This window comes from Streptosporangium becharense, assembly GCF_014204985.1.
Taxonomy (GTDB): domain Bacteria; phylum Actinomycetota; class Actinomycetes; order Streptosporangiales; family Streptosporangiaceae; genus Streptosporangium; species Streptosporangium becharense.
On record NZ_JACHMP010000001.1, the window covers coordinates 3,528,155 to 3,540,872 of the forward strand.

Genomic DNA, 12,718 nt, shown 5'->3' on the forward strand with positions numbered 1-12,718 from the left:
GGGAACGCCGACCGCCGACGCGCACCGGCGGCCGGTGTCCTCAGGCGTCGGCGCACCTCGGACGTCAGCGCACCTCGGCGATCAGCTCGACCTCGACGGGCGCGTCCAGCGGAAGGACGGTGACGCCGACGGCGCTGCGGGCGTGCCTGCCCTGCTCGCCGAAGACCTCCGCGAGCAGTTCGCTCGCTCCGTTGACCACCTGCGGCTGACCGGTGAAGTCGGCGGAACTGGCCACGAAACCGACGACCTTGACGATCCGCACGATGTTCGACAGCCCGCCGGCCGCCGACGCGACCGCGGCGAGGGCGTTGAGCGCGCAGATCCTCGCGAGCCCCTGAGCCTCCTCCGCGCTCACCTCCGCACCGACCTTGCCGGTGACCAGGAGCTTGCCGTCCACCATCGGGAGCTGACCCGAGGTGTAGACGTGGTCACCGGTGCGAACCGCCGGCACGTACGCCGCCAGCGGCGGCACGACCTGCGGCAGGGTCAGACCGAGCTCGGCCAGCCTCTCCTCGGCCGTCACTGCGTGGGCCGCTTCAGGTAGGCGACCAGTTGCTCGGGGTTGGGCCCCGGCACGACCTGGACGAGCTCCCAGCCGTCCTGGCCCCAGTTGTCGAGGATCTGCTTGGTCGCGTGAACCAGCAGCGGCACCGTCGCGTACTCCCATTTCGTCATGCGGGACACATTAGCGAGACCCCGCCCGCCGGGCGGTCCCCGAGGGCCTCCCCACGCCCGCCGCCGGTCCGCGGCCAGGCTCGCGACGCCGGGACGGAACCGCGCCGGCTCCCCACGAGCAGGGTCGGCGCCCTATGAGAGCCCTGTGAGAATCGGCATATTTACTTTCCGCACCCCATCGATTAGGGCCGCGGCCGGCGGCGTCCCGTCCGGCCGCCCCTTCGGCCGGCCCCCGGCCCGGGTACGGCACGGCCGCGGGGCGACGGACCGGACATAAGGCGCTGACCAGCGCGGTTCTCGGGCATGGGGTACCCGCAGCGGTGAGCGGGCGTGCGCCTCCCGCGCGGCGGACGGCCGCCGCGGCGCAACGGACCCGGCTCCGGCGGGTCACGGAACCCCCGTCGTGGGGGTCGCCGCGGGGGGTTCACGGTCAAGGGTCCGGAGAGTCGTCAAGTAACCGTTGGGTAGCCTTCGAAACGTGAAAGCTCGCGACACCGACTGGGACGGCGTACGCCTTCACGTCGTCACCGGCAAGGGCGGCACCGGCAAGACCACGGTGGCCGCCGCACTCGCCCTCGCCCTCGCCGCGGGCGGCCGGAAGGTCCTTCTCGTCGAGGTCGAGGGGCGGCAGGGGGTCGCCCAGGTCTTCGACCTGCCGCCGCTGCCGTACGAGGAGCGCAAGATCGCCGTCGCGCCCGGCGGCGGGGACGTCTACGCGCTCGCCGTCGACCCCGAGGAGGCCATGCTCGAATATCTGGAGATGTTCTACGGCATGCGCCGGGCCGGCAAGGCGCTCACCAAGATGGGCGTCGTCGACTTCGCCACCACCATCGCGCCGGGCTTTCGCGACGTCCTGGTCACCGGCAAGACGAGCGAGGCCGTCCGGCGCAAGGGCAAGGACGGCCGAAGGGTGTACGACGCGGTCGTGCTCGACGCTCCGCCGACCGGCCGGATCACGCGTTTCCTCAACGTCACCAACGAGGTCGCCGGGCTGGCCAGGGTCGGTCCGATCAAGAACCACGCCGACCTGGTGAACGGCGTCGTGTCCTCTCCCGAGACCGCGGTGCACTTCGTCACGCTCCTGGAGGAAATGCCGGTCCAGGAGACCCTCGACGGCCTGCAGGAGCTGCGCGAGGCGGGGCTGCCGCCGGGCGGGATCTTCACCAACATGGTCCGTGAGTCGCGGCTTCCCGCGTCGGTTCTGGACGCCGCCGCCGAGGACCGCTTCGACCCGTCCGAGCTGATACTCGGCCTGAAGGTCGCCGGGCTCACCGACGGGGGCCCGGCCGCGGTCAGCGTGGCCGAGGCGTTGACCGAGGAGATCGCCGAGCACGCCCGCCGCGGCGAGCTGGAGCGTCGCGAGAGGGCGACGCTGAACACCTCCGGCCGTCCCCGCTACGAGCTGCCGTTGCTGGCCGACGGGGTGGACCTGTCCGGGTTGTACGAGCTGGCAGAATCGATCCGCACCCAGGGAGCAGCGTGAAGACCCCGCCGGTCCTCGACCTCGACGCGATCATCGATGACCCGGGCACCCGGATCATCGTCTGCTGCGGCTCCGGCGGCGTCGGCAAGACCACCACCGCCGCGGCGTTGGGCCTGCGCGCGGCCGAGCGCGGGCGCTCCGCCGTGGTGCTCACCGTCGATCCGGCCCGGCGCCTGGCCCAGTCGATGGGGCTGACCGAGCTCGACAACGTCCCCCGGCCGGTCACGGGCGTGTCGGGCGAGGGCCATCTGCACGCCATGATGCTCGACATGAAGCGGACCTTCGACGAGATCATCGAAGCGCACGCCGATCCCGAGCGGGCCCGCCAGATCCTGACGAACCCCTTCTACCAGTCCCTGTCGTCGAGCTTCTCCGGCACGCAGGAGTACATGGCGATGGAGAAGCTCGGCCAGCTCCGCCGGTCGGGCGAATGGGATCTGATCATCGTCGACACCCCGCCGTCCCGCTCGGCACTCGACTTCCTCGACGCGCCCGAACGGCTCGGCCGCTTCCTCGACGGCCGGCTCATCCGGCTGCTCATGGCCCCGGCCAAGGCTGGAGGACGGAGCGCGTTCAAGCTGCTCAACGCGGGTTTCGGTATCGTCGCCGGGGCGTTGACCAAGCTGCTGGGGGCCCAGGTGCTCAAGGACCTGCAGACGTTCGTCTCCGCGCTGGACGCGGTCTTCGGCGGGTTCAGGGCCCGCGCCGAGCAGACCTACCAGCTCCTGCAGGCACCCGGAACCGCGTTCGTCGTCGTGGCCTCGCCCGAGCGCGACGCGATGCGTGAGGCGTCCTACTTCGTGGAGCGGCTCGCCGAGGAGCGCATGCCGCTGGCCGGGCTCGTGGTCAACCGGGTGCACCACTCACCCGCGGCCGCGCTGTCGGCGGCCCGCAGCGCCGCCGCGGCGGAGGACCTGGACTCACGCGGCGAGCACGAGCTGACCTCGGCCGTGCTGCGGCTGCACGCCGACCGCATGCACCTGGTCGCCCGCGAGCAGCGCGAGCAGGAGCACTTCTTCTCCGCCCACCCCACGGTGCCCGTCGCCCGGGTCACCGCCATGTCGGAGGACGTGCACGACCTGGACGGGCTGCGCGAGGTCGGCCGCCTCCTGGCCGCCCAGTGACGACCGGCGCGTTCCGGCCCGCCGAACCCGCCGGACACGCTGCCCGGCGTCGGATGGGCGGCACGCGCCGGCCACGGTTCACCGGGCACGGCATCGGCTCCTGACACATGTGTACGGCCGGCGCCCGGCGCCGGCCGTACACGTGTGCGCGAACTCAGCCGGCGATCAGCTCGTTGGTCCGCTCGTATTCCTCTTTGGCCATCTCCAGCAGTTCCCGCCAGGAGTCGACGTCAGGTCGCCGGCGCAGCAGCGCTCGGCGTTCGCGCTCGGTCATCCCGCCCCACACCCCGAACTCGATGCGGTTGTCCAGCGCATCGGCGAGGCACTCGGTCCGGACCGGGCATCCTCGGCAGATCAGCTTTGCTCGGTTCTGGGCAGCGCCCTGAACGAACAACGCGTCAGGATCCGCACCCTTACAGGCCGCACGGGAGGTCCAATCCGTGATCCACATTCGACCCCACTCCCCTTAGGTGGTCAGTCGTGACTTGGGCCGACGGGCGCGGGCGTCGGGCCTCGGTATTCAATTGCTGCAGAAAGAGAACGTACGCAATCAGACGTTCGGGCCGACAGACCCCGGCGGGACCAAATTCTCACATGGTCATCCACGGCCATCTGGCCGGGAATGACTAGTCACCCCGTCCCTGCGCAGGGGACCGTCACGGCAAAATGGTGGTCCGTGACCGTTTGGGTCACCCGCCCGACGTACCCTTGGATTTGTGCAAGCTCAAGGCAAAGATCAGGGGTCGGCGGTCGTCAAGGTCGTCAAGCTGTTCGGCGCGTCGATCGCCACGGGCGTGCTGGTCGCCGCGGTGGCACTCCCTGCAGTGGGCGGCGCGGGAATGACGGTGAACGCCACGACGGACGAGCTACAGCTCCGCCCCGAGGAGCTCAAGGAGCCCCCTCTCCCGGAGAAGACCACCCTGCTCGACGCCGACGGCAAGCAGTTCGCCCAGTTCCATTTCAATGAGGGCAACCGCGAGTCGGTCAAGCTGGACCAGGTCGCCGACGTGATGAAGACCGCCATCGTCGCGATCGAGGACTACCGGTTCTACGAGCACGGGGCGATCGACCTGGAGGGCACCTTCCGCGCGGCGGTGAAGAACGTCTCCGGTGGCGGGGTCATCCAGGGCGGATCCTCCATCACCCAGCAGTACGTCAAGCTCGTGCTGCTCAACAGCGCCGAGACCAAGGAGGAGCAGGAGGCCGCGGTGGCGCCGACCTTCTCCCGCAAGCTCAACGAGCTGCGTCACGCGCTGGCCGTCGAGGAGAAGTACACCAAGTCGGAGATCCTTGAGCGGTACCTGAACATCTCCTACTTCGGCGCGGGCGCCTACGGCATCGAGACCGCGTCCAGGCGCTTCTTCGACAAGCCCGCCTCCAAGCTCAACCTGTGGGAGGCGGCGACCCTGGCCGGAGCGGTGCAGAACCCCAGCCAGACCGACCCCAGCCGGGGCAAGGCCTTCCGCGACCGGCTGCTGGAGCGGCGCAACGTCGTGCTGAACCGGATGGCCGAGCTGGGCAAGATCACCCAGCAGGAGGCCGACGAGGCCAAGAAGAAGAAGCTCGGCTGGAAGGACATCCCCGCCCCCGGTGGCTGCGAGGAGAGCGACTACCCCTACTTCTGCCTGTACGTCCAGCACGAGCTCCTGACGAACGAGGCCTTCGGCAAGTCCCGCAAGCAGCGCGAGCGGACGCTGGAGCGGGGCGGCCTCGTCATCAAGACGACGCTCGACCGCAAGGCGCAGAAGGCCTCGGAGAAGGCCATCAAGCAGTTCGTCAAGACCAGCGACAAGCCGGTCGCCGCACAGGCGATGGTCGTCCCCGGCACCGGCGCCATCAAGGCGATGGCCGCCAGCCGCAAGTTCGGCGGGAACAAGAAGAAGAACGAGATCAGCTACAACCTCGTCGGCGACGCGGCGCACGGTGGCGGCGGTGGGTTCCAGGCGGGGTCCACGTTCAAGCCCTTCACCCTGCTGACGGCGCTCGAACAGGGCATGAAGCTCAACGACGGCTTCACCACCGGCTCCGGCTACAACGCGCCGAGCTACGGCGCCTTCCGCGACTGCAAGGGCAACGCGGTCGGCGACCCGAAGCACACGGTCAGCAACTCCAGTGAGGGCGGCGGCGGCTTCAAGACCCTGACCACCGGCACCCTCGGCTCGGTCAACACCTTCTTCCTGCGCCTGGAGGAGGAGGTCGGGCTCTGCGAGACGGTGAAGATGGCCAAGCGGCTGGGCATCAAGCGCGCCGACGGCCGTCCGCTGGCCGAGGTCGAGACCTTCACGCTCGGCCCCAACGAGATGGACCCGGTGACGGTCGCCGGCGCCTACGCGGCGATCGCCGCCCGCGGCACCTACTGCAAGCCGATGGTCATCACCGAGAGCGTCGACCGTGACGGCAAGGCCACGCCGTACAAGCCGGAGTGCAAGCAGGTGCTCGACGAGGAGGTCGCCGACGCGGCCTCGCACATCATGTCCGGGGTGTTCACCAAGGGCACGATGAGCCAGTACGGCGGCATCGGCCGCCCGGCGGCGGGCAAGACCGGCACCACCGACGGCTACACCGCCGCCTGGTTCGCCGGGTTCACCCCCGACCTCGCCTCCGCGGTGAGCATCGGCGACCCGCGCGGCGCCTTCAAGCACCCCCTGCTCAACGTGAACATCGGCGGGCAGTACTACGGCTACGTCTACGGCGCCACGATCTCCGGCCGCATCTGGAAGTACTCCATGATCGACGCGCTCAAGGGCGTCAAGGCGACCCCCTTCACCCCGGTGAACATGGATCGCTTCGGCGGCTGCTCCGCCGGCCGGTGCGCACCCAAGCCCCCGCCGAAGCCCGAGGGCGACGACGACGGCGGCGACCGGGGCCCCGACGGGCCGGGCGACGGCGAGGACGGCAACGGCGGCACGTTCTGGCCGGGCAACGACGGCGGACGCAACGGCGGCGGGAGCATCCCGATCGTCACCCGATGACCCGGTGACAACGGCGGGAGCCCTCCTCCCGGCCCCTTCGAGGGGCTCGGGGAGGAGGGCTCCCGCCGTCACACGGGCCGGCGACCGGTCCTACGGACCCACCGGGCCGGCCGTGCGGCCTCACACCGCCGAGCCCGCCGCGCGGCTCCCGCCACCGGGCCGGCCGCGAGGGCCGGAGAGATCAGGAGGAGAGCCTGGCGCGGACGACCTGGGCGACGCGGCCACCCTCGGCGCGGCCGGCGACCTTCGGGTTCACCAGCTTCATGACCTGCCCCATGGCCTGCGGTCCGGATGCGCCGCTCTCGGCGACGGCCTCGTCCACGATCGCGGCGAGCTCCTCGTCGGAGAGCTGAGCCGGAAGGTACCCCTCCAGCACGGCCTGCTCGTCCAGCTCGGCCTGGGCCTGCTCCGCGCGTCCGGCGCCGGTGAACGCCTCGGCCGCCTCGCGGCGCTTCTTGGCCTCCTTCGTCAGCACCTTGAGGACCTCGTCGTCGGTCAGCTCACGCGCCGCCTTGCCCGAGACCTCCTCGACGTTCACGGCCGCCAGGGCCATGCGAAGCGTGCGGGTGCGGACCTCGTCCCTATTCCTCATGGAGGCCGTGAGATCGGCCCTCAGTTTGTCCTTCAATGCGCTCATGCGGTCCATCTTGCCGCCTCACCAGCCCCGCTGTATCCCGAGTTTCCGTCCGACGCGCCGATCTCAGGCATGATGAGGGGGTGAGGAAAGCAGCCGCGATTCCCCTGTCCCTGTTCGGCGCCGGTCTGGCCGGCCTCGTCTACGCCTCGGTCGTCGAACGCAACGCGTTCCGGCTGCGGCGTTTCGACGTCCCCGTGCTGGCACCCGGGCAGCGTCCGGTGCGCATCCTGCACCTGTCGGACCTGCATCTCACCCCCGGCAGGAGCATGCTCATCAACTGGGTCCGCTCGCTGGGGGCGCTCAACCCCGACCTGGTGGTCAACACCGGCGACTCCATCGCCCACCCCGAGGCGGTCGCACCCCTCATGCACGCCCTGGAGCCACTGCTGGCACGGCCGGGCCTGTTCGTCTACGGCTCCAACGACATGTACGAGCCACGGCCCAAGAACCCCGCACGGTACCTCTGGCGCACCTCCAAGGCCGACTACGGCCAGAAGGTCCCCTCACTCCCCTGGGAGGAACTGGGCGCCGCCATGGCCGCGGAGGGCTGGCTCGACATGAACAACACCACCGCCCGGATCAAGGTCGGCGACCTCGACGTGGCCGTGGGCGGCATCCACGACTCCCACATCAACCTCGACCGCTACGACCTGATCGCCGGCCCGGCACCGGCGGAGGCCGACCTGCGCCTGGGGGTGATGCACTCGCCCGAGCCCCGCAACATGTCGCGCTTCGCCGCCGACGGCTACCAGCTCCTCCTGGCCGGTCACACCCACGGCGGCCAGGTCTGCGTCCCGTTCTACGGTGCCCTGGTCACGAACTGCGGAATCGACCGTGCCCGCGTCAAGGGCCTGAGCCGGCACGAATCCGCCTTCCTCCACGTCTCGGCGGGCCTCGGGACCAGCCCTTACTCCCCGGTCCGCTTCGCCTGTTATCCCGAGGCGAGCCTCCTCACTCTGGTCCCCCGCCGCAGAGGCGGCGCAAGCACCCCCGAAGTCCGCTAGACTTTCCGAAGCACGAGCAAGACCGGCGTGCGACCGGGGTGTAGCGCAGCTTGGCAGCGCGCTTCGTTCGGGACGAAGAGGCCGTGGGTTCAAATCCCGCCACCCCGACCCAGCAAGGCCAGTCAGAAGGCCGCTTCCGAAGACCGGAAGCGGCCTTCTGCGTTGGGTGAGCGACTGACCGCGTGACGACGCCTCCGGATCGCTCTCGAAGCAGCGGTGGGGCCACAACGCCACGTCCGGTGAGTGCGCACGAGCCCCCCGGCCAGGGCCGGCAGATCCCGCCGAAGACCCGAAGTCGGTCAGCGGTCGGGCAGACCCTGCCGGGAGGCGCTCGTCTCCATCATCTCCGTCAGCGGTCGTGGTCCAGGCCGACGGCGCGGAGCATGGTGCGGAACTTGGCGGTGGTCTCGGCGAGCTCGGTCTCCGGCACCGAACCGGCGACGATCCCGGCGCCGGCGAACAGTCTGAGGCGGTGGTCGGCGACCTCGGCACAGCGGATCGTCACCACCCACTCGCCGTCGCCGGTCGCGTCGCACCAGCCGACGAGCCCGGCGTACAGGCCGCGGTCGAACGGCTCGATCTCCTCGATGGCGCGGCGCGCGGCACCCGCGGGCGTGCCGCAGACCGCCGGGGTGGGGTGCAGCACGGTGGCCAGCTCCAGCGAGGTGACCGCGGGATCGTCGAGCACGCCGGTGATCCGGGTCGACAGGTGCCACATGGACGCGGTGGACAGCAATGACGGCCCGGCGGGGACGGACAGCTCACGGCAGTACGGCCGCAGGGCCTCCACGACGTTCTCGATCACCAGGGCGTGCTCGCGCAGGTCCTTGTCGGAGGCGAGCAGGGCACGGGCCCGCTCGCGGTCGGCGGCGGGGTCGGGGTCACGGGGTGCGGAGCCGGCCAGCGGGTTCGTGGCGATCCGCCGCCCGGAGCGGGAGACGAGAAGTTCGGGGCTGGCTCCGAGCAGCGTGCGCGGCGCGGCGGTGCGCGAGGGCAGGTCGACCGCGTAGCCGTAGGCCTGCGGGTCGCGCCGGACCAGGTTGCGCAGGACCTGCCTGACGTCGACCGGACGGCCCAGGGTGACGTCCAGGGCCCGGGCCAGCACGATCTTCTTGAGCTCCCCGGCGGTCAGCTTGTCGAGTGCCTTCTCCACGCCGCGCATGTAGTCGCCGGGGTCGGGGACCGGGCCCAACTCGGTGAAGATGCCCCGTACCGGCTCGGGGACGGCCTGGGACCCGGCCGGGGCATCCGTCCAACGGACCTCGGCGGGCACCAGCAGGCGGGCGGGCCGGTCGTCGCGGAACGGGATCGCCCCCACCACGAGGGGATGGACGAGCCCGGCCTCCTCCGCCTCGCGCAGGGCTGCGGCGACGCGGTCGGGCAGGCCGGCCGCCCCCGGGCCCGGGACCTCCCGGTGGACCCCCCTGGCCAGCAGGGTCCGCGCGGGCGAGGTGAAGAAGAAGGCGCCGGGCTCGTACTCCCACAGCGGGTCGGGCGTCCGGGGCATGGTGAGGGCCACGCGGCTCGTGCGGGCATGGTTCGGCGACATGGTGAGAACTCTCCTGTCGGGAGGGGATCCGAAGGGTGGAACGGGCGGGGCGGCCGGGCGGCCGGGCGCGCTACAACCGGAGCGCGGTGCCTCGGTCGGCCCCGGGTGCGGCGCGGACCGGCCTGCCGGCCTGGGGAACGCCCGCGACGCCGGAGCCGGTGGCGATGACCGGCCCGGATTCGCGGGGGGTCATCCGGCGGACGACCGCGCGGGGCAGGTGGGGGACGCCTCCGGCGTTGACGGCGAAGATGCGAGCCGGGGCGTCGTCGCCCTCCTGCACCGCACCGGTGGCCACGGCCACCGTGCCCTCCCCCACCACGACCTCGCCTCCGCCGTTCTGCGCTGATAGGCAGGTTAGTACCATCACTCTGGGTCGCGCAGTGAAAACGCGCAGTTACTCTTTACCGTTTCATGGGGTGTCCCGCCTGCGTGGCACCGGCCGGACGGGGTGCGAGGCCGCCCCGGCGGGCGGGTCGCGGGAACCGGCGGGGAGGTCACGGAGGACCGGCGGGCGGGCATGGGGAGGTGGCGGATGGTCGTGGGGAACCGGCGGGCCGGCCATGGGCCCGCCCGCCGGTCAGGTCACCCGGCGGAGCCGGTGGACCCGGCGAGCAGGGCCCGGCAGGCGGCGCGGTCGTAGGTGAGGCCGGCGTTCTTGAACCAGACGAGGGGGTTGCCCGCCGTCTCACTCCAGAGGTCGTCGTTGGCGACGAGCGCTTCGAGGTAGCTCCGCTGCGCGCCGGTCAGGGAGCCGGACGCGGTGAGAGGCTCGGGGAAGGCGGCCGCGAGCAGCGGGCCCCAGTCGGAGTCGACCGTCCACTGGGTGGTCATCGCCGCCACGCCGAGGGCGGCGGGCAGCAGCTCCTCGAAGGAGCCCGCCCTCCTGATCGCCGTGGCGACGAGGGCGAAGCGCAGGTGCCCGGAGAGTTGGCGTGGCCGCACGCTGAGCCAGGAGTCCGCCGCGGCCGGGTCCGCCAGCGCGGACAGGACCTCGCGGGCCGCGGCGGCGTCGCCGTCCAGCGCCGGGGCGAGTGCCGCGCAGGCCCGGACGGCGGGGTGCGGGTCGGCGAGGAACTCCCGCGGGGCGGCGCCGAGCTCGCCCAGCGCCAGCACCAGGACGGCGCGCTCGTCGTGGCCGGCCGCCAGCCGGGCGGCCTCCTCCAGACGGCCGACGACCTCGGCCGGCCGGTCGACGACACCGGGGATCAGCGCGAGGGCGGCGAGGGTTCCGACGGCGGCGGTGCGCACCCGCAGGTCGGCGTCGTCGAGACACGACAGGACGGGCTCGTACAGGGCCGGCGCGACGGCCCGGATGTCGAGGACGACCCGCGCCAGGAGCGCGCTGGTGAGCTCTTCGTCCCAGACTTCCTCTTCTCCTTCTTCCTCTTCTCCTTCTTCGTCCTCTTCGTCTTCGTGGTCCGGGTACTCGCCGACGTCCTCGCCCCAGGCGTCGTCGTCGGCGAGCATCGTGCGCAGCGCGGCGGCCACCTCCTCCTCCCCGCGGCCCGCGGGGAAGGCCGCCGCCCTGACCTCGTCCTCGGGGATGTCCGGCCGGGCCGCCTCGGCGACCGCGCCGAGGAAACCGAGCAGGTCGACGCGGAGGGGCCGCGGTTCGGAGCCGGACGGGAGGGAGGCGTCGTGTGTCCGGGGGTCGGACAGCAGACCCGCCACGACGAGCGCCGCGGGCGGCGTCGCCGACCAGGCCGTGCCCTGGTGGATCACCGCGGCCCAGAGGTGGTCGACCGCCGCGCCCCGCGCCTCCTCATCGTCCCCGGCCAGCGCCAGGAGGTGACCCGGCGTGTCCGACGCCCGCCCGTAGGCATGGAACAACCCCGACCAGTCGATGTCCGCCACGGCGGTCGATCCCGTTCTCATACCGACGATTGTGCACCCGTTCCCCGCCGGGTTCCGGCGGGGATCATGCTCCGCGAGACGCGGGACGCGGGACGCGGGGCCGCTGTGCGGCGTGCGGGGATCAGCCGGCCTGTTCCAGGAGCTTCTCGATCCCGACCAGGCGCACGCAGACGGCCAGGCCGGAGATGGCGAGCTCCACCTCGTCCAGTTCGGGGTAGGTGGGGGCGATGCGGATGGTGCTGTCGCGCGGGTCGTCGCCGTACGGGTGGGTGGCGCCCGCGGGGGTCAGGGCGATGCCCGCCTCCCCGGCCCGGCTCACCACCCGGCGCGCGCACCCTTCGAGGACGTCGAGGCTGATGAAGTAACCGCCCTCGGGGGTGGACCAGGTCGCCAGGCCGGAGCCGCCGAGCTCCTTGGCGAGGATGGCCTCGACCGCGTCGAACTTCGGCCGGATGAGGTCGCGGTGCCGGCGCATGTGCTCCGCCAGGCCCTCCTCGTCCCGGAGGAACTGGACATGACGCAGGTGGTTGACCTTGTCGGGGCCGATGGTGCGCTTGGCGGTGTGCCCGAGCAACCAGGCCACGTTGGCCGGGGACGAGCCGAAGAAGGAGACGCCCGCGCCGGCGAAGGTGATCTTGGAGCTGGAGGCGTAGACGAAGACGCGGTCGGGGTGGCCGTTCTCCGCGCACAGCGCCAGGATGTCCGCGATCTCCACCGGGGTGTCCGTGAGGTGGTGGACGGCGTAGGCGTTGTCCCAGAAGATGCGGAAGTCGGGGGCCGCGGTCGGCATGGCGGCCAGCCGGCGGACCGTCTCGTCGCCGTAGGAGACGCCGCTGGGGTTGCTGTACTTGGGGACGCACCAGATGCCCTTGATCTGCGGGTCACCGCCCGCGAGGCGTTCCACGACGTCCATGTCGGGCCCCTGGTCGTCCATCGGGACCGGGATCATCTCGATGCCGAACCGCTCGCAGAGCGCGAAGTGGCGGTCGTAGCCCGGCACGGGGCACAGGAACGCGATCCTCGGCTCGTCCGCCCAGCGGCGCTCGGCCCCGGGCACCTTGCCGAGCATGGCGTGCACGATCGAGTCGTGCATCAGCGACAGGCTGGAGTTGTCGGCGGCGACCAGCTGCGCGGCGGGCACCTGGAGCGGGCCGCTGAAGATCTCCCGCAGCTCGGCGAGGCCCTGCAGTCCGCCGTAGTTGCGGCAGTCGGTGCCGTCGGCGGCGGTGTGGCCGGTGGGCAGGTCCAGCAGGCCCGCGGAGAGGTCGAGCTGCCGCGCCGAGGGCTTGCCCCGGGTGAGGTCGAGGGAGAGACCGCGCCGTACGAGTGCCTCGTAGTCGCGCAGGGCCTGGTCCCGCTGGGCGGTCAGCTCGTCGAGGGGCAGGGCCGAGAGGGCCGGAGTGCTCACGAAAGTTCCTTC

The 12,718-nt window shown here is 71.7% G+C and carries 12 protein-coding genes and 1 tRNA gene; 5 read left to right on the plus strand and 8 right to left on the minus strand.

Annotation, left to right across the window (positions count from 1 at the left end; all coding sequences use genetic code 11):
* Positions 1–64: 64 nt before the first annotated feature.
* Entirely contained in the window at positions 65–523 is a 459-nt protein-coding gene (locus F4562_RS15290; RefSeq protein ID WP_311733791.1) for a RidA family protein, read from the minus strand.
* Positions 520–675 (minus strand): Sp36 family protein, encoded by a 156-nt coding sequence (gene sp36 / locus F4562_RS34235; protein WP_221206082.1) that lies wholly within the window; start codon positions 673–675, stop codon positions 520–522. Before sp36 ends, F4562_RS15290 begins: the two co-directional genes overlap by 4 nt.
* 478 nt (positions 676–1,153) lie before the next feature.
* On the opposite strand from sp36, the gene bagA reads away from it, so the two are divergent.
* Complete coding sequence (gene bagA / locus F4562_RS15295; RefSeq protein WP_184537436.1) at positions 1,154–2,158, plus strand: ATPase BagA; 1,005 nt, start codon at positions 1,154–1,156, stop codon at positions 2,156–2,158.
* Positions 2,155–3,282, plus strand: coding sequence for an ATPase BagB (gene bagB, locus F4562_RS15300; protein WP_184537434.1), 1,128 nt, complete (start codon positions 2,155–2,157; stop codon positions 3,280–3,282). Before bagA ends, bagB begins: the two co-directional genes overlap by 4 nt.
* Before the next feature lie 154 nt (positions 3,283–3,436).
* On the opposite strand, the gene F4562_RS15305 is transcribed toward bagB, so the two are convergent.
* Positions 3,437–3,733: a WhiB family transcriptional regulator gene (locus F4562_RS15305; protein WP_184537432.1), complete on the minus strand. Its 297-nt coding sequence runs from the start codon at positions 3,731–3,733 to the stop codon at positions 3,437–3,439.
* Between the two features lie 265 nt (positions 3,734–3,998).
* On the opposite strand from F4562_RS15305, the gene F4562_RS15310 reads away from it, so the two are divergent.
* Entirely contained in the window at positions 3,999–6,254 is a 2,256-nt protein-coding gene (locus F4562_RS15310) for a transglycosylase domain-containing protein (RefSeq protein WP_311733790.1), read from the plus strand.
* A gap of 181 nt (positions 6,255–6,435) precedes the next feature.
* On the opposite strand, the gene F4562_RS15315 is transcribed toward F4562_RS15310, so the two are convergent.
* Positions 6,436–6,891 carry a GatB/YqeY domain-containing protein gene (locus F4562_RS15315; RefSeq protein ID WP_184537430.1) on the minus strand — a complete coding sequence of 152 codons (456 nt, stop codon included), beginning with the start codon at positions 6,889–6,891 and terminating at the stop codon, positions 6,436–6,438.
* Positions 6,892–6,971: 80 nt separating this feature from the next.
* Here F4562_RS15315 and F4562_RS15320 point away from each other — a divergent pair, with 80 nt between their 5' ends.
* Both F4562_RS15320 and F4562_RS15325 read left to right on the plus strand, forming a co-directional pair.
* Positions 6,972–7,895: a metallophosphoesterase gene (locus F4562_RS15320; RefSeq protein ID WP_311733789.1), complete on the plus strand. Its 924-nt coding sequence runs from the start codon at positions 6,972–6,974 to the stop codon at positions 7,893–7,895.
* Positions 7,896–7,929: 34 nt separating this feature from the next.
* Positions 7,930–8,003, plus strand: a tRNA-Pro gene (locus tag F4562_RS15325).
* A gap of 241 nt (positions 8,004–8,244) precedes the next feature.
* On the opposite strand, the gene dhbC is transcribed toward F4562_RS15325, so the two are convergent.
* From dhbC to F4562_RS15345, 4 genes are all read right to left on the minus strand, one after another.
* Positions 8,245–9,444: an isochorismate synthase DhbC gene (dhbC, locus tag F4562_RS15330; protein ID WP_246473441.1), complete on the minus strand. Its 1,200-nt coding sequence runs from the start codon at positions 9,442–9,444 to the stop codon at positions 8,245–8,247.
* A gap of 70 nt (positions 9,445–9,514) precedes the next feature.
* Entirely contained in the window at positions 9,515–9,745 is a 231-nt protein-coding gene (locus F4562_RS15335) for a hypothetical protein (RefSeq protein WP_184537426.1), read from the minus strand.
* A gap of 281 nt (positions 9,746–10,026) precedes the next feature.
* Complete coding sequence (locus F4562_RS15340) at positions 10,027–11,319, minus strand: HEAT repeat domain-containing protein (protein ID WP_184537424.1); 1,293 nt, start codon at positions 11,317–11,319, stop codon at positions 10,027–10,029.
* 100 nt (positions 11,320–11,419) lie between these two features.
* Positions 11,420–12,706 carry an aspartate aminotransferase type Ic gene (locus tag F4562_RS15345; protein ID WP_184537422.1) on the minus strand — a complete coding sequence of 429 codons (1,287 nt, stop codon included), beginning with the start codon at positions 12,704–12,706 and terminating at the stop codon, positions 11,420–11,422.
* Between the last annotated feature and the right edge of the window lie 12 nt (positions 12,707–12,718).

Coding starts and splice junctions, on each gene's coding strand:
- F4562_RS15305 (WP_184537432.1), bottom strand. CDS start 3,733: ATGTGGATCACGGATTGGACCTCCCGTGCGGCCTGTAAGGGTGCGGAT.
- F4562_RS15340 (WP_184537424.1), bottom strand. CDS start 11,319: ATGAGAACGGGATCGACCGCCGTGGCGGACATCGACTGGTCGGGGTTG.
- sp36 (WP_221206082.1), bottom strand. CDS start 675: ATGACGAAATGGGAGTACGCGACGGTGCCGCTGCTGGTTCACGCGACC.
- F4562_RS15315 (WP_184537430.1), bottom strand. CDS start 6,891: ATGAGCGCATTGAAGGACAAACTGAGGGCCGATCTCACGGCCTCCATG.
- dhbC (WP_246473441.1), bottom strand. CDS start 9,444: ATGTCGCCGAACCATGCCCGCACGAGCCGCGTGGCCCTCACCATGCCC.